Consider the following 16,050-nt stretch of genomic DNA (forward strand, 5'->3'; position numbering starts at 1 on the left):
TAAAATCTTGTTGACAGCCAATTTGATCTAAGGAATGAAATATAGGATACAGAAATAATTCAAGCACGGATGTACAAAAAAGGGCTGGTATCAATTTTATTTGATACCGGCCCTTTTTATATTATAAAACTTCTGGCGACGCTAGAGGTTAACTATGTTAAATAAAATAAATTAAGAGTTTTTATTGGATAAGAACTTTACACAAGGCAGTGTACCAATTAAACACCCAATAATGGCCGGTATTACCCAGCCTAAGCCCAAGTCGAATAAAGGAATTCTGGAAACTAATTCGCTTAAGCTTCCTAAAGAAATATTTGCAGTTTTTAAACCGTCAAATATTCCGATTATAAAAGCTAACAAAAGAGCTAAAGCATAGGCTTCAGGCTTATTTTTAATCCACCTGTTACAAAAAGATAATAGAATAAGAGCTATTGCAGGGGGATAAATCATAACTAATGCTGGAAGTGTAAAATGTATCATTGTAGTTAATCCAACGTTAGATAGTGCAAAACTAAAAATACAGACTGTAGCTAGAATGCTTTTATATGAAAACTTCGGTAAAATAAGATTGAAGTAATCTGAAAAGGAGCTTGACAAACCAATGGAAGTAGTAAGGCACGCTAATAAAACGGCTAATCCTAAAACAATATTTCCACCTGTTCCCAGAAGCTTAGACACTACAGTTGCTAATAACTGTCCGCCATTTTCAAATGCTGGACCATTGGAAGTCTGAGCGCCTACATAACCTAAAGCAAGATAGGTTATACCTAAACCTACGCCAGCAAGTATGCCTGCAAGCAGTGTGTATTTTGCAATAGCTTTTGGTTCAGAAATTCCAAAATCCTTAACCGCATTAATAACTACAATAGCAAAAGCTAAAGCTGCAAGGCCATCAAGTGCCAGATAACCCTCTATCATACCTTTGAAAAAAGGAATGGATGCATAGTCACCAGTTGCCGGACCAATCTCACCAACAGGATGAAAGAAACAGGTTATAAAAATTACTGCTATAGAGATTAAAAGTACTGGTGTTAATACCTTTCCTACGATATCAACTATTTTTGAAGGATTTAAGCTTAATATATAAGTTATACCGAAGAATATAGCTGTAAAAATAACTGAAAATGTAACTTTTGATATATCATCGGGTATAAAAGGTACAACCGCTAATTCAAAAGAAACCGTACCCGTTCTTGGCAGTGCAAATAATGGACCGATTAATAAATAAATCATAACACCCACAAACACGGAGAATTTTGGACCGATTAAGCCTACCAAATCATCTAATTTTGTGCCAACCATAACAACTGCAGCTATTCCTAAAATGGATAACCCTGCGTCAGTTACCACAAAGCCGGCAACACTGTGTAAAAAGTTTTCACCGGACAACTGTCCTAACATTGGAGGGAAAATCATATTTCCTGCTCCGAAAAACATAGCAAACAACATTAAAGATAATGAAAGAAGTTTGCTAAAACTTAATTTCTGGTTCATTTTTTACCTCTGTCTTTTCTGTCTAAATATTATTGTCATAAATTTATACTATTTGATCAGGTTCTTCCTTATCATTCGTGATTCCCATTCTATCAAAGATATAGAATAGTAAACTTAATATCATACCAACAACGCAGGCAAGCACCATGCCTTTCAGTTGAATTCCCCAGAGATTTATGGCAATTCCGGAAAGGCCTGTTACAAATATTACAGAAGTAAGAGTAAGATTTCTTGATCTACCATAGTTTACTTTTGCATCAACCATAATACGAATACCGGAAGCACCAATCATACCGTAAAGAAGGAAGGAAATACCACCGATAACAGGACCAGGGATTGTACTGATAAGTTCTGAAAGCTTTCCGACGAAGGAACAAACTATTGACAACACTGCTGCACCAGCTATTACACGAACACTGTAAACTTTTGTAACAGCCATAACTCCAATGTTTTCGCCATAAGTAGTTGTAGGAACTGAACCGATGAAACCTGAAAGCATAGTTGAAAAGTTGTCTGCAAATAAACTTCTGTGAAGTCCGGGGTCTTTTAAAAGATCTCTTTCAATGATTTTACTTGTAACAATCTGGTGACCAATATGTTCAGATGCGATTACTAATAAAACCGGTAGAATCATAAGAATCGCTTCTAAATTAAAATGTGGTGTTGAAAAATTGGGGATTGCAAAAAGTGGCGCTGCTGCGACTTTATCGAAGTTTAGAAGACCTGTAAAGAAGGCTGCAATGTAACCGGCCACAATAGCAATAAGGATTGGAATAACTGAAAAGAACTTTTTAAACAGTACATTTCCGAAAATTGCAGTACCAAGGGTAATGGCAAACACAATAACATTTCTAGAATCAATAGGTGTTACAACTTTTGCAAAAGTACTGGTACCTTCTATTAGATTATAGGAAACATTTTCAAAAAGGCCAGCTGTATTTGCTGCTGTTCCTGCAAGTTCAAGACCAATCAGTGCAACTACAGGACCCATAGCTGCAGGGGGCAGAACAATATTAATCCAATCTGCGCCAAACTTGTATATGATTAAAGAAAGAATACATCCAAAGAAACCCACGGCAATGAAACCGCCTAGGGCATATGAATAACCTAAATCTTGTCCAAACTTTCCTATTAAGGTAATTACGGGCGCAATAAAAGCAAAGCTGGAGCCTAAGTAAGCCGGTGCTTTGCCTTTGGTAATAAGTATAAATAATAATGTACCGAAACCGTTCATAAAGAGAACGACCGCCGGGTTTATCCCAAACAAAAAGGGAACTAAAACTGATGCACCGAACATGGCGAACATGTGTTGTATACTAAGCGGTGCCAAAAGAGAAAACGGAACCTTTTCCTCTACTTGAATAATTTTTCTTTCCATAAAAAAGAGCCTCCTTTCATCAGACCAAAAGAGATTATAGCATTTTCTGCTGATGGGAGCAAGAACAATTTTAAGGAAATTTGTATAAATAGATAAAATTTTGTATTAATTTATATTATTTCACACAATTGTTAACGATATCTTTGATTACTTCACCCGCAATAATAAGTCCTGCTACGGAAGGTACAAAAGCAATACTTCCAGGAATCGACTTTTGACCGGGTTCCGGTTTCGAAACCATTATAGGTTGTTCTTTTGAGTAAACTACTTTTAGTTTTTTTATCCCCCTCTGCTTAAGCTCTTTTCTCATGACTTTCGCAAGTGGGCATACAGATGTTTTATAAATATCTTCAACCTCAAACATAGACGGTTCAAGTTTATTGCCTGCACCCATACTGCTGATAATCGGAGTTCCCGCTGCTTCGGCATTCATGACTAGCTCTATTTTAGCAGTAACTGTGTCAACTGCATCCACAATATAATCATAATTGCTAAAATTAAACTGCTCTGAAGTTTCAGGCAGGTAAAAGCATTGATATGCATTTACAATGATGTCAGGATTAATGTCATGGATTCGATCTTTCATAACCTGAACCTTGGGGATTCCTACGGTTTTAGTAGTAGCTATAAGCTGTCTGTTGATATTGCTGATACTGACATCATCCTTATCAATAATGTCGATGGTACCAACGCCACTTCTGGCAAGAGCTTCTACTACATATCCTCCAACGCCGCCAATTCCGAAAACGGCAACCTTAGAGGCAGCTAATGTATTTAAGGCATCCGTGCCTAAAAGTCTTTCTGTTCTTGTATATATTGTTTCTTGTCCCTGCATATATTTTCTCCAATTTATAGTTTATCATGTGTTCTATTAATCAAATGTGTCATTAATTAAATAGGGTGTCTTTTATTTTAGCATTTATTACTTGAATTTAAAAGCGAAACAAGAGATAATATATACAACTAAAAAGTTTGGGGGAAATTGTTGCAAATCACAAAAAAACAAGGAGGCGAGTTTGTTGAAAACAATAAATAAAGAAGCTGCATTGGAATTATTGAAAGAATATAATAAGGAAGAGTTTCATATACTGCACGGTTTAACTGTTGCAGGCTGTATGAAGTACTTTGCAGAGAAGTTAGGCTATGGTGTGGATGCTGACTTCTGGGAAGTAGTAGGTCTGCTTCATGATATAGATTTTGAGATTTATCCAGAGGAACATTGTGTAAAGGCCCAAGAAATATTAAAAGAAAAAGGTTTTGAAGAAGATTTTATTCATGCAGTTGCCAGTCATGGGTACGGATTATGCTGTGATATAAAGCCAGAGCACGAAATGGAAAAAGTATTATTTGCTGTGGATGAATTAACAGGATTAATCGGGGCGGCTGCGCTTATGAGACCATCAAAAAGTGTTCAGGATATGGAATTAAAGTCAGTTAAAAAGAAATATAAAGATAAGAAGTTTGCTGCGGGATGTTCAAGAGATGTAATAGAACAGGGAGCTAATATGCTTGGATGGGAATTGGACCAGTTAATTTCTGAGACCCTTGAAGCCATGAAAACTTGTGAGCAGTAGTAAAGTAAAGTTCCGATAGGTTTAACTAATGAAAACAAGGGTATTATAAGGTATGATACCCTTGTTTTTTTTTTGTTTTTTTGCTAATGTACTATACAATATATTGTTGTTGGGTGTAAAATCATTACTATATGATGTTAAATTTTAAAATTAAGATATATGGGAGGACGCTATTATGGCAATTAAAATTACTGGAAGTGTTAATGAAAAAGAAGCACAGGTTTATGTGGATTATTTACAGAACAAATATAATAGAAAACTGGAAAGTCTAGATATAAAGGTGGATGGAGAATTTGTTGATTTAAGTTATGAATTTGAACATGTAAATTTTGACAGAATCAGAAGAATTACAGGGTACTTAGTAGGAACAATGGATCACTGGAACGATGCAAAGGCAGCAGAGGAACATGATCGAGTGAAACATGGACTTGGCGGATGCAAATGCAGTAATATGGAACGTATTTAAATTTAATCTAAAGGAAACATGAATTTCCTTGTAATTAAAAAAGGATGATGATAAAATATATGGGTTCAAAAAGTAATTTGTATTTCTATGGCGTAAAGAAAGGATTATGATATATGAAAACAAACTATACAAGCCCTTTATCAGAACGTTATCCCAGCAAGGAGATGAAATATATATTCTCACCGGAGATGAAGTTCCGTACATGGCGCCGTCTTTGGATTGCGCTTGCAGAAACTGAAAAAGAGTTGGGCCTGGACATTACGCAGGAACAAATTGATGAATTAAAAGCAAATGCACTTGATATAAATTATGATGTAGCAAAAGAAAGAGAAGCTGTAGTAAGGCACGACGTTATGGCCCATGTTTATGCTTATGGACAGCAGTGCCCTAAAGCAAAGGGAATTATTCATCTTGGTGCCACTTCTTGTTATGTGGGCGATAACACAGATCTAATCATTATGACAGAGGGTCTTAAGCTTATAAAAAATAAGCTCATAAATGTATTGGCAGAACTTGCAAAGTTCGCAGATAAATATAAGGACATGCCTACATTAGGCTTTACACACTTTCAGGCGGCACAGCCAACAACCGTAGGCAAACGTGCAACACTTTGGATGCAGGAATTATTATTGGATTTAGAAGATTTAGAGCATCTGATTGGTTCCATGAAGCTTCTTGGTTCAAAGGGAACAACTGGAACACAGGCAAGTTTCCTTGAATTGTTTGATGGAGACCATGAAAAGGTCAAGCAGATTGATGGATTGATAGCAAAGAAAATGGGATTTAACTCATGTTATGCCGTTTCTGGTCAGACTTACAGCCGTAAGGTGGATAGCAGAGTAGTAAATGTACTGAGTGGAATTGCACAAAGTGCACACAAATTCTCAAATGATATAAGATTATTACAACACTTAAAAGAAGTTGAAGAGCCTTTCGAAAAAAATCAGATTGGTTCCTCAGCAATGGCATATAAGAGAAACCCTATGAGAAGTGAAAGAATTGCTTCCCTGGCAAACTATGTAATTGCAGATGCAACCAATCCTGCTATCACAGCAGCAACTCAGTGGTTTGAAAGAACCCTTGACGATTCCGCAAACAAAAGAATAAGTATTCCGGAGGCATTTTTAGCGGTAGACGGAATATTGGAACTATACCTGAACATTACCGACGGACTTGTAGTTTACCCGAAGGTTATTCATGCTAGGCTGATGCAGGAATTACCTTTCATGGCCACTGAAAATATCTTAATGGATGCAGTAAAGGCTGGTGGAGACCGGCAGGAACTTCATGAAAGAATCAGAGAGCATTCTATGGAGGCCGGTAAGATGGTTAAGGTTGAAGGCAAAGAAAACGACTTACTAGAGCGAATAGCAGCAGACCCTGCATTTAACATGACAATAGAACAGCTTCAAAGCATTATGGATCCTGCAAATTTTGTGGGAAGATCGGTGCAGCAGACAGCAGAATTTATTGTAGAAATAATTAAACCTATTCTTGATAAGAATAAGGATGTATTAGGAATTACAGGGGAAATAACTGTTTAGTGTTTAGGCATTTCATTGCAGTAAAATTCTGCAAATCAGAGATTTGCGAATTTCTTGCATGAGACCTGTCTGCAATTTGCTTCGGCAAATTGGGCTAGGGCTTCAACTTCAGACACATGCCAGAGGTCGATTTAATCTGGTAATAATATTTTTCCTGGTTAAATCGGCTTTTTTAATTGATATATTTGATAATGAAGAAAGAAGAAGGTGTTTTTATGGTAAAAGCAATAGTAGGAGCTAATTGGGGCGATGAAGGTAAGGGTAAGATTACAGACATGCTTGCGAAGGAATGTGATATAATTGTCAGATTTCAAGGTGGAAGCAATGCAGGACATACAATTGTAAATGATTATGGTAAGTTTGCATTACACTTATTACCATCTGGTGTATTTTATAATCACACTACTAGTGTTATTGGTAATGGAGTAGCATTAAACATTCCATACCTTGTAAAAGAAATTAACTCTTTAGTAGAACAAGGAGTTCCAAAGCCTAAAGTTTTAGTCTCAGATAGAGCACAGATTTTAATGCCCTACCATATTTTATTTGACGAATATGAAGAAGAGAGACTTGGCGGTAAGTCTTTTGGCTCAACAAAGTCAGGTATTGCACCTTGTTATTCCGATAAATATGCAAAGATAGGTTTTCAGGTAAATGAACTTTTTGATGAAGAGACATTGAGAGAGAAAATCGACAATGTGTGCGAACAGAAGAACATTATCCTAGAACATTTATATCATAAACCAGCAATTGATAAAGAAGAACTTTATAAAACTATGGTTGAGTACAGAGAAATGGTTAGACCTTATGTATGTAATGTTTCTGCTTACCTTTACAATGCGATTAAAGAAGGAAAGACAGTACTTCTTGAAGGTCAGTTGGGAGCGCTTAAGGATACTGACCATGGTATCTATCCAATGGTTACATCTTCATCAACCCTAGCTGCATTTGGAGCGATTGGAGCGGGCATTGCGCCGTATGAGATCAAGGAAATTATTACGGTAGTTAAAGCTTATTCCAGTGCTGTTGGTGCTGGAGCATTTGTAAGTGAATTATTTGGTGATGAAGCTGAAGAACTTAGAAAGCGTGGCGGTGATGGCGGCGAATATGGCGCAACTACTGGAAGACCAAGACGTGTAGGCTGGTTTGATGCTGTGGCTACAAAGTATGGATGCCGTATGCAGGGTGCTACAGAAGTTGCACTTACTGTATTAGATCCACTTGGATACTTAGATGAAATCCCTATGTGTATAGGATATGAAATTGATGGGGAGGTTACAACAGATTTCCCTAATACAACACAGCTTTACAAGGCAAAGCCAGTATTAAAGACGTTACCTGGTTGGAAGTGCGACATTAGAGGTATAAAAGATTTCGACAAGCTTCCTAAAGAATGCCAGAACTATGTCATTGAAATTGAAAAAGAAATTGGAGTGCCTATCACAATGGTTTCAAACGGACCAGGAAGAGATGATATTATCCTAAGAAGATAACACAAGCTAGAAGATAAGAAAATCAGAAGGTTGGAAGAGCCGAAGGATTGGAAATTGGAGAGCGTACTTTCAAAATTGAATGAAATTAAGATTTATGGTAGCCTTTTTTTGCAAAAGCTACCATATTTTTTTGCAAATTATAAAATCGCGGTAGTATTTTTAGTTAATTAACAAAAATAAGTACGAAATAGCTTGATTTTATGTAAAAAACCTACCGAGATTTTAGTTTTCCGTAAATTTTCGGTAGGGTGGAACTTCAATAAGTTGAACATTTTGTGGCAAGCATTGCGCAAGGAAATTAAAAATGATGCAGGCATATTCGGGTTCATTATAATGGCATATATAATTTTGAGTAATAAGGTAAGAATAACCCTTGAAAGGAAGGTGAATTCTTTGAAAGACACAGATAACTTATGGGAAACTTCGAATATGGAAAACTCTAGAAGTTTTAAACCTGAAGGAGAAGATCTTTGGTTTGGTAATGAGAGATATGCGGAAGAACTAATTAAAAATGGAAATGTACCGCCAGGAAGTATTGAGCATCAAAACCTAGGGCATAATTCCAAAAAAGAAGGACTTGGACCTAATACAAAACGTTAAAATTAAAGCTGACCTTTAAAGATGAGAAATCATCAGAAGGTCAGTTTTGTTATTTTGGGCAAATATATACAATTCAAAAAACAAAGCTACAAGTACAGAGGTGATGCTTTAGAGGAGGTCTGCTACCCGCTAAGATAAGTGTTAATTGTCTCCAAATTGTAGTTATCCATGATATAATAATAAGCAAGAATTAAAAAGTATAATTGTTAAAGAAGTTATTGCTAAAGATAAGAGAAGGAACTACAATAAATGATTATCTTGACCATCTCAATAGACGATGCAGAAAAAATAGATATATTGTTTCGCAAATATGAAAAACCTCTTGGAAGGTATATTTTAAAAATTATCAAAGATGACTCCTTATTTGAGGATGTTCTTCAGGCAACTTTTTACAAAGTAGTTAAAAACATAGAGCGAATCGGGGATACGAACTCAAAGGAAAGCAGAAATTACTTATATACAATAGCATATACTACAGCTATAGATTATTATAATGAAAAAAAATTACAAGAAAGTGTCACAAAACCCTATGATGATACGGTTATTAGTATTATAGATGAGTTTCATGCAGATGAAATTATTGCTGATTTAAACATGAGCCAGTGGATTCTGGACTGCATTGAACAGCTAAGGGCAAAAGACCAAGATATCATAGCAGTGAAATATGGTATGGGCTGGGATAATGGGAGAATTGCAGAGCATTTAAATATTAGTGAAGAAGCCGTAAGAAAACGTCTGTCAAGAGCCAAAATCCGGCTAGCAGTTATAATTGATAATGCAAGAAGGAGGGCTTAGTGATGAGAGATGTCAAAAAAAACAATGACGAATTATATAGAAAAACTGTCGCGGCCAAAAGCGATGCTGTGCTTAGAGTCATAGGTCAGAGAATTCTTGAATTGCGTGAGGCTGAAATAGAACAAAATGAAGCTGAAAGCAAAGGTTTTGTTATTCCACAAGAAACACATGAAAAAGTATTGCAGATGATAAAAAGTGAGAAGAAAGCAGCCCTACGAACAAATACAAAAATCAGGCTAAGAAAATTTGCCAAAGTTTGTGCGATGGTTTTTCTGGTTTTGGGTGTTGTAGGTATGACGCTTGTAAACAATGTAGAAGCATTTAAATATCATTTTGATAACTTATGGGTTGAAGTAAAAACAGAGTATTTGGGGCTTTCACCAAATGATGACAATTCAGACAGTGGCACTGAGGAGAAGGAACAACTAAAAGGACTTTGGTATCCAAAGTATCTGCCAGAGGGCTTTGAATTTAGCAGTGTTAAAGATATAGGCGGTATTAATAGAATTATATTTACAGAAAGTGAAGGGCACTTTGTAGAGATTTCAGAGATAAAAGCAGCGGGAACGAAGCTGTATCTTGATAATGAGGCGGAGGAGAGTGGAAGAGTAGAGATTAATGAAAAATATGAGGGCTACTGGGCTAAAAATGATGGAAAAACAGTACTCGCATGGCTACAAAGTGACCAGATAATGGAGGTCTCCGCAGAACTTGAGTTAACTGAACTAGTAAAAATTGCAGAAAGTATGTCTATTCAAAAATAAAATATATAAAATTAAATAAAAGTGTCACAAAACCTCTTATGTTTCAGTTATTAATATATGAAACAAAAGAGGTTTTTTTATTTCATCAAACAATAAAAAAATGAAAAATATTATGTTAAGGCCACAGTAAAGTGCTATAAGAACAATAAGGTTGTAGACATTTTGAATATTGAATCTGAGCACCTGCAATATAATTGAATCATAGGCATGTTAGGGGCTTGCCTATGAAAAATGAAGTATAAGTAAAAAATACAAAGATATTTTCAAAATGGTGTCACAAAACGGTGAGAAAAAGGGTTATTAAATATATAAAGAATTTAGTAATGATTGGAAGTGATGATTATGATTGTGTGATTATGAAAAGTTTTGATTAGTGGTGGATAAAATCCTTATTTTGATGAAGATTTTAGAGTGAGTTATGAATAATTTACGGTTAGTATTTTTGCATTCTTACTGATAATAGTATAATATATAATTGGTAAGAATGCAGAACCGTAATTTATTAGAGGAATATAAAATGAAGAAAAAAATATTAGTATTTACGTTATGCATTGCAGTATTTCTTAGTTTTTGTAGTTTTACAAACACGAGTAACTTTGATGCTACTAAAGGGGATGACAATTTAATAAATATTAGCTTATGCCAACCAAAGGATGCATATCTACCTCAATACAAGATAACAGTAAATGGACAAATTATAGACAATCAGAAAAATGAATTTCCATTTTTGGTTTGCAATAATACCACGTATATGCCAATGACATATATACTTAATAGGTTCATGGGAATAAGACTATATATTTATAGAACAACTCCATCAAATATAGAAAGAGTGTATGTTGGTCGTGCAGAAATAGAAAATAAAAAGTTCTCATATTCGAAAACCAGTGAGGTTAATTCAAAGAAAGTAAGCGTAAGCCACTTGAGTATGCCACTACAACTGAATAACATAGGTTACAATAATAATGATAAAAAAATGGGCATCAATCCTGCTCCTTTTGTTTTTAGGAACATAATATATTTACCACTGACAAGAGAAATTATGACTGAAGAGCTGGGGTGGGGATTTTCATGGAGCAAAAAGGCTGGCTTAAAAATCAATACAAAGGATGCCAGCAGACCAATTATATTTAACCCAAGTGAAATTGAAAATATGGGGCCATGGAAATACATGGAGAATAATCCATATGATTATGCATGCGAAAGAAACAACTACGTTGGAATAAAAAATAAGGAGTCAAAGGTAGAACTTAATGATATGGTAATCATTAAAGAAAAAGGGAAGCCGGCGAGGAAGATAAAATTAGAAAATTTTGGGGCCATATGGATGAATAACGGAGTGAAGGATGTCAAAGATGAGCTGGCAGGGAAAGGTATAGTTTATCCTCAATTGAATGATTTGAAATTTACATTTGTGGCAGTAAAGACAAAAAATACTGACACAAAAGAAATAAAGAAAGAAAATTTATATCTTGTTACTGTAGATATATCAAATGATAGATTGACATCTAAAAAAATGTTTTAACAAAGGAAGTTTTATGAAAAAGATTAGTATAGGAAAAATATTTATTGTATTGTTGTTAATTTTTGTGCTAGTTTTAATGTATGGTAACATAACTCAAAGCAATCAATTAAGGAATAATATTGTAGGCACATATTTATTACAAGGGTCTATTCCAACCGATTCACATTATCTTGTATTTACCAATGATAATAAATATACCTACTATAAGCCATTTGAAATTTTAGATGAAGGTACATATTCCGAAACAGATAAAAGGCTCTACGCCATGACAAATCAAAGTGGGCATATAAGTCAAGCAATCTTATATGGCAAAACACTATATTTTTATGGAAATAATAGTAAAGAAATTACTATATATAATAAAATAGAGAGTATTCCACTGTACATAAATCTTAAAAAAGAATAAAATTGATAATATATTGTAACTTCTAAGGTTGTTTTATGGCACAGGCACCAGTGTTGAGAAGATACTGCTATGATAAGGATGCTTCCAGGGGTGGGCAGATCAGGGTCATTTTATACCAATAAATGACACTTAAAAAAACACAAGGGAAATCCACCTTGTGTTTTTTTGCCATTATTAGGAACAAAGTATTGACTTTTTCGTCTAATCTAAATATGGTAAATGTGGGAACATAAAGAAATCATATAAGAGGAGGTTTTTTGGGAGTATGAACATAAGAAAAATAAGGATTGTCAGTAGTATTTTGATGGTTATCTTATTGGCCACGAGCTTCAGTGGCTGTCAATCATCTTCAAAGAGTAAGGAGGATCAAAACACTTGGATTTTGACTCCGTCAACAGCTTTTGCCTCGTACAAGGAGATACCGGTAACTGTGAATCCTTCCGTAAAGGCATATCAGATATCAGGGGACTTGAATAATGTTACAAATAAGGATCGTTTTGCATTTTCAACAGAAGCTAACAAACTCCTGGCTAAAAATGGATTTGTGGTGATTCCATATCCAATGGAGGAGTTTTTCATTAGTTATGAGATGAATCGCTACGATAATATGCCTAACTTTGTGACAACAGATGCTATGCTACATAATTATCATTTATATTTTAGTTATTTATTAAGGACGATGGAAAAGGATAGTTTGCGTAGTGAACTGGATTCTCTCACAAAGTCAATGCTGGCAAAAAGTCAGAAACAATATGAATCATTGAAGAAAACAGAATGGGAAAATGCAGCAAAACGAAACGTGGCTTTTTTTGCTGTGGCGGGTAAACTCCTTGACCCCAAATCTGATATTCCTTCTTATATCAATAAGGAGGTAAAAGGAGAGTTACAGCTGATTGGTGATCATCAGGAAACTTTTACTCCATCACCGGTCATGAACATGGGCAATTCGGATGCAGCACTAACTGAAACTTTTAAAGAAGATTACACTCAGTATATACCACGGGGACATTATACCAAGTCGGATGAGCTAAAAACATATTTTCAGGCGATGATGTGGTATGGGCGAATGAATTTCCGTGCTTCCAGTGTGGATGAAACGAAATCTGCGGTACTGATGACGCTGCTCTTCGATCAGAAAGATTATAAACATTGGGATAATATTTACGAGCCTACAAATTTCTTTGTAGGCAAAAGTGACGACTTAGGCATTAATCAGTATTATCCGCTATTAAAAAAGGTTTATGGTGACATACCTTCTTTGGATGTATTAACTAAAAATACAAAGAACTGGGAAAGTATGCTTGCTGGAATTAAAAAGCTTAAGCAGCCTGACATAAACTCAATGCCTATCTTTGATAAAAACATACAGCCTGACAGAGAAAAAGTAATCAAAGGGTTCCGGTTTATGGGCCAGCGTTTTACTTTAGATGCTTCCGTATTTCAACATTTAGTGTACCGTGAGGTAGATAAAAACAGTAAGGGGCAGCTCCGCATGCTTCCAAAAGGCTTGGATATTCCAGCAGCCATGGGTTCACAGGAAGCTTACGATTTACTAAAGGATATGGGAGAAACATCTTATAAAAATTATCCTGAAAATATGAAAAAAATTCAGGAGCACATGACTTCTATGGATGTAAAGGATCAGACCCAAAATCTTTATGGTGCATGGCTGTATATGCTTTCACCTCTCACAGAGCCAAAAGGTGAAGGATATCCTGGTTTTATGCAGAATCAAGCATGGACACGTAAGCAGCTGGAAACATATCTTGGAAGTTATACGGAACTGAAACATGATACGGTTTTATATGCAAAACAGGTTTATGCAGAAATGGGCGGTGGTGAAGAAGAACAGGATGACAGAGGTTATGTAGAGCCAAATCCTGAGGTGTACGGAAGGCTGGCAGCCCTCACCAGAATGACCATTGACGGACTAGAGAGCAGAAAATTACTGGATAAGACCACCAGCGCTTCATTAAAAGAGTTGGAACAATTGGCTATCCAGATGAAAACTATCTCAGAAAAAGAGTTGACAGAAAAACCTCTGAGTGATAAAGAATATGAACTGATTCGTAGCTTTGGGGGGCAGTTGGAACATTTTTGGCTTGAAGCCCTGAAAGATGAGGGCGTAGATACTCCATCGGCTGTTTCAAACAATCCGGCAGCATTGGTTACGGATGTAGCAACAGACCCAAGTGGGCAGGTTTTGGAAGAAGGCACTGGAAATATTAATGATATTTATGTAATCGTTCCAGTTGCAGGGTCCCTGCGTATTGCTAAGGGTGCAGTTTATTCCTATTATGAGTTCTCATGGCCATCTACGGATCGTCTTACAGATGAAAAGTGGCAGGACATGTTAAAGAATGAAAAAATTCCAGCTTCTCCGGCATGGACAAAAATCTATACGGCACCTAAAGGGTCGTCACAGTGGTAAAAAAAAGATGCAGGCCGGGGGCAGCCGTGGCGTTGACGCTGTTCCTGCTCCTAGTGGCAGCTATATTTTATGCTGTACCGCTGAACGATGTGACTCAGTTTAGAATGAAAGGCGATATAAATGAAAATGGCATAACAGAGGAATATGAGTTGAACAATTCTGCTCTTACAGTCAAGGAGGGAAGTAAACTTCTATGGAAATCCCCTGAAGGTTACCATATTGATAGTTTTGCCCTGGGAGATGTAGATAATGACGGAAAGGTTAACCTAGTTATCAGTCTGTGGAAAAAAGGCAGTTTTGGTGACGTTCAGCCTTTCTGGCATAAAGGACAAAATAACGACTATAAAAATCATTTGTTTGTTTATAAGCTGGAGGGAGAAACATTGAAAAGTGTTTGGTGCTCTTCTAACTTGGATAAACCAATCCTTTCTTTTACAATTCAGGATGTTGATGGCGACAGAGAGAATGAACTGGTAGTTGAAGAAGGGCTGTATAAAAAAATAGGTAAAGAGAAGTATACTCTTAATCATGATGGGCCTGTACAAACTACGGTTTGGAAGTGGGATAAATGGGGATTCTATTTAGCTGATTCTTTAAGAACTAGTGAGTAATAAAAACGCAAGGGTTTAACCTTGCGTTTTTAAATTTGGTGGAGAATAGGGGGTTCGAACCCCTGACCTTTTGACTGCCAGTCAAACGCGCTCCCAGCTGCGCTAATCCCCCAAAGGATATTAAATTATAAAAAAGCTATCTCGGTATGATTATGAATCCACTGAGATAGCCGTTTATTGGTATCCCCGGTGGGAATCGAACCCACAATTAAGCTTTAGGAGAGCTTTGGTATATCCATTTACCTACGGAGACATATTTTGCTTAGCTTTTATATATTAGCATATTTATTTAGTACTTTCAAGAGGTTACTTGAAACACATTAATAGGAGTGATAAGATATATCAAGAGAATGATGGTAACGGAAGGATGGAGGAAGAATGAAAAAGAATGTGCTTGTGATAACGGGAAGTCCAAGAGCCGGAGGGAATAGTGATTTGCTTGCAGATGCATTTATTGAAGGGGCGCAGTCTGCTGGGCATATTGTAATGAAGTGGAAAGCAGCTGAGAAGAACGTTGGTGGATGTCATGCTTGTGAAACCTGCTTTAGCACAGGAAAAGCCTGCAGTTTTGATGATGATTTTAACGAACTGGCACCTTTGCTTGCCAAGGCTGATGTGTTGGTATTAGCTACCCCAGTTTACTGGTTTAGTTTTCCAGCTCAGATAAAAGCTGCAATTGATAAACTGTATTCTTTTTACATAGGACAAAGACCTTTAAAAATAAAAGAATCTTTATTACTAACTTGTGCAGAAATGGACGATATGTCAGTATTTGAGGGGGTTAAATATACATATGAGCATATTGTTAATTTTTTACAATGGTCTGACCGAGGTTGTCTGGCAGTACCAGCTGTCCAGAAGGTTGGGGATGTAATAGCAACTACAGCATTGCATAAAGCTAGAGCATTAGGTAATGAGTTATAAATTCAAGATACAAAATAAGCCCTGAATGATTTAACAAAGATTCAG

Annotated in this window: 14 protein-coding genes, 2 tRNA genes and 1 pseudogene; 12 read left to right on the plus strand and 5 right to left on the minus strand. The window is 36.1% G+C overall.

The window, feature by feature from the left end:
- Nucleotides 1–171 precede the first annotated feature (171 nt).
- From brnQ to RTW14_RS00310, 3 genes are all read right to left on the minus strand, one after another.
- Nucleotides 172–1,494 carry a branched-chain amino acid transport system II carrier protein gene (brnQ, locus tag RTW14_RS00300; RefSeq protein ID WP_312647287.1) on the minus strand — a complete coding sequence of 441 codons (1,323 nt, stop codon included), beginning with the start codon at nt 1,492–1,494 and terminating at the stop codon, nt 172–174.
- 43 nt (nt 1,495–1,537) lie between these two features.
- Nucleotides 1,538–2,872, minus strand: a complete 1,335-nt coding sequence (gene uraA, locus RTW14_RS00305; protein ID WP_312647288.1) for a uracil permease — start codon at nt 2,870–2,872, stop codon at nt 1,538–1,540.
- A gap of 115 nt (nt 2,873–2,987) precedes the next feature.
- On the minus strand, nt 2,988–3,707 hold the full coding sequence (locus RTW14_RS00310) for a tRNA threonylcarbamoyladenosine dehydratase (RefSeq protein WP_312647289.1): 720 nt from the start codon (nt 3,705–3,707) through the stop codon (nt 2,988–2,990).
- 184 nt (nt 3,708–3,891) lie between these two features.
- On the opposite strand from RTW14_RS00310, the gene RTW14_RS00315 reads away from it, so the two are divergent.
- The 11 genes and pseudogenes from RTW14_RS00315 (at nt 3,892) to RTW14_RS00365 (ending at nt 15,081) form a co-directional block, all read left to right on the plus strand.
- On the plus strand, nt 3,892–4,446 hold the full coding sequence (locus RTW14_RS00315; RefSeq protein ID WP_312647291.1) for an HDIG domain-containing metalloprotein: 555 nt from the start codon (nt 3,892–3,894) through the stop codon (nt 4,444–4,446).
- A gap of 322 nt (nt 4,447–4,768) precedes the next feature.
- Nucleotides 4,769–4,912 (plus strand): annotated as a pseudogene (nrdD, locus tag RTW14_RS18775) (anaerobic ribonucleoside-triphosphate reductase); the annotation flags it as partial.
- A gap of 113 nt (nt 4,913–5,025) precedes the next feature.
- Complete coding sequence (purB, locus tag RTW14_RS00325) at nt 5,026–6,456, plus strand: adenylosuccinate lyase (RefSeq protein WP_312647294.1); 1,431 nt, start codon at nt 5,026–5,028, stop codon at nt 6,454–6,456.
- Nucleotides 6,457–6,671: 215 nt separating this feature from the next.
- Nucleotides 6,672–7,949 carry an adenylosuccinate synthase gene (locus RTW14_RS00330; RefSeq protein WP_312647295.1) on the plus strand — a complete coding sequence of 426 codons (1,278 nt, stop codon included), beginning with the start codon at nt 6,672–6,674 and terminating at the stop codon, nt 7,947–7,949.
- Nucleotides 7,950–8,342: 393 nt separating this feature from the next.
- Complete coding sequence (locus tag RTW14_RS00335; RefSeq protein ID WP_312647297.1) at nt 8,343–8,549, plus strand: hypothetical protein; 207 nt, start codon at nt 8,343–8,345, stop codon at nt 8,547–8,549.
- Between the two features lie 249 nt (nt 8,550–8,798).
- The gene (locus tag RTW14_RS00340) at nt 8,799–9,344 is read left to right on the plus strand and encodes an RNA polymerase sigma factor (RefSeq protein WP_312647299.1); all 546 of its coding nucleotides are present in this window, start codon (nt 8,799–8,801) and stop codon (nt 9,342–9,344) included.
- Nucleotides 9,345–9,346: 2 nt separating this feature from the next.
- Complete coding sequence (locus RTW14_RS00345) at nt 9,347–10,108, plus strand: DUF4367 domain-containing protein (RefSeq protein WP_312647300.1); 762 nt, start codon at nt 9,347–9,349, stop codon at nt 10,106–10,108.
- 517 nt (nt 10,109–10,625) lie between these two features.
- Nucleotides 10,626–11,633, plus strand: a complete 1,008-nt coding sequence (locus tag RTW14_RS00350) for a hypothetical protein (protein WP_312647301.1) — start codon at nt 10,626–10,628, stop codon at nt 11,631–11,633.
- Nucleotides 11,634–11,646: 13 nt separating this feature from the next.
- Nucleotides 11,647–12,039 carry a hypothetical protein gene (locus RTW14_RS00355; RefSeq protein ID WP_312647303.1) on the plus strand — a complete coding sequence of 131 codons (393 nt, stop codon included), beginning with the start codon at nt 11,647–11,649 and terminating at the stop codon, nt 12,037–12,039.
- Between the two features lie 265 nt (nt 12,040–12,304).
- Complete coding sequence (locus tag RTW14_RS00360; RefSeq protein ID WP_312647304.1) at nt 12,305–14,470, plus strand: DUF3160 domain-containing protein; 2,166 nt, start codon at nt 12,305–12,307, stop codon at nt 14,468–14,470.
- The gene (locus RTW14_RS00365) at nt 14,464–15,081 is read left to right on the plus strand and encodes a hypothetical protein (RefSeq protein WP_312647305.1); all 618 of its coding nucleotides are present in this window, start codon (nt 14,464–14,466) and stop codon (nt 15,079–15,081) included. Before RTW14_RS00360 ends, RTW14_RS00365 begins: the two co-directional genes overlap by 7 nt.
- Before the next feature lie 36 nt (nt 15,082–15,117).
- Here RTW14_RS00365 and RTW14_RS00370 read toward each other — a convergent pair.
- Together RTW14_RS00370 and RTW14_RS00375 are read right to left on the minus strand one after the other, a co-directional pair.
- Nucleotides 15,118–15,193: transfer RNA gene (locus RTW14_RS00370), tRNA-Ala, on the minus strand.
- A 66-nt stretch (nt 15,194–15,259) separates the two neighbouring features.
- Nucleotides 15,260–15,334, minus strand: a tRNA-Arg gene (locus RTW14_RS00375).
- Nucleotides 15,335–15,459: 125 nt separating this feature from the next.
- Between RTW14_RS00375 and RTW14_RS00380 the strand changes: the two genes are divergently transcribed.
- A complete protein-coding gene (locus RTW14_RS00380; protein WP_312647306.1) occupies nt 15,460–16,005 on the plus strand; it encodes a flavodoxin family protein in 546 nt (181 codons plus the stop codon).
- Nucleotides 16,006–16,050 lie beyond the last annotated feature (45 nt).

It is taken from the genome of Aminipila sp., from assembly GCF_032051575.1.
Lineage (GTDB): Bacteria > Bacillota > Clostridia > Peptostreptococcales > Anaerovoracaceae > Aminipila.

Coding starts and splice junctions, on each gene's coding strand:
- brnQ (WP_312647287.1), bottom strand. CDS start 1,494: ATGAACCAGAAATTAAGTTTTAGCAAACTTCTTTCATTATCTTTAATG.
- uraA (WP_312647288.1), bottom strand. CDS start 2,872: ATGGAAAGAAAAATTATTCAAGTAGAGGAAAAGGTTCCGTTTTCTCTT.
- RTW14_RS00310 (WP_312647289.1), bottom strand. CDS start 3,707: ATGCAGGGACAAGAAACAATATATACAAGAACAGAAAGACTTTTAGGC.
- purB (WP_312647294.1), top strand. CDS start 5,026: ATGAAAACAAACTATACAAGCCCTTTATCAGAACGTTATCCCAGCAAG.
- RTW14_RS00330 (WP_312647295.1), top strand. CDS start 6,672: ATGGTAAAAGCAATAGTAGGAGCTAATTGGGGCGATGAAGGTAAGGGT.
- RTW14_RS00340 (WP_312647299.1), top strand. CDS start 8,799: ATGATTATCTTGACCATCTCAATAGACGATGCAGAAAAAATAGATATA.
- RTW14_RS00345 (WP_312647300.1), top strand. CDS start 9,347: ATGAGAGATGTCAAAAAAAACAATGACGAATTATATAGAAAAACTGTC.
- RTW14_RS00350 (WP_312647301.1), top strand. CDS start 10,626: ATGAAGAAAAAAATATTAGTATTTACGTTATGCATTGCAGTATTTCTT.
- RTW14_RS00355 (WP_312647303.1), top strand. CDS start 11,647: ATGAAAAAGATTAGTATAGGAAAAATATTTATTGTATTGTTGTTAATT.
- RTW14_RS00360 (WP_312647304.1), top strand. CDS start 12,305: ATGAACATAAGAAAAATAAGGATTGTCAGTAGTATTTTGATGGTTATC.
- RTW14_RS00380 (WP_312647306.1), top strand. CDS start 15,460: ATGAAAAAGAATGTGCTTGTGATAACGGGAAGTCCAAGAGCCGGAGGG.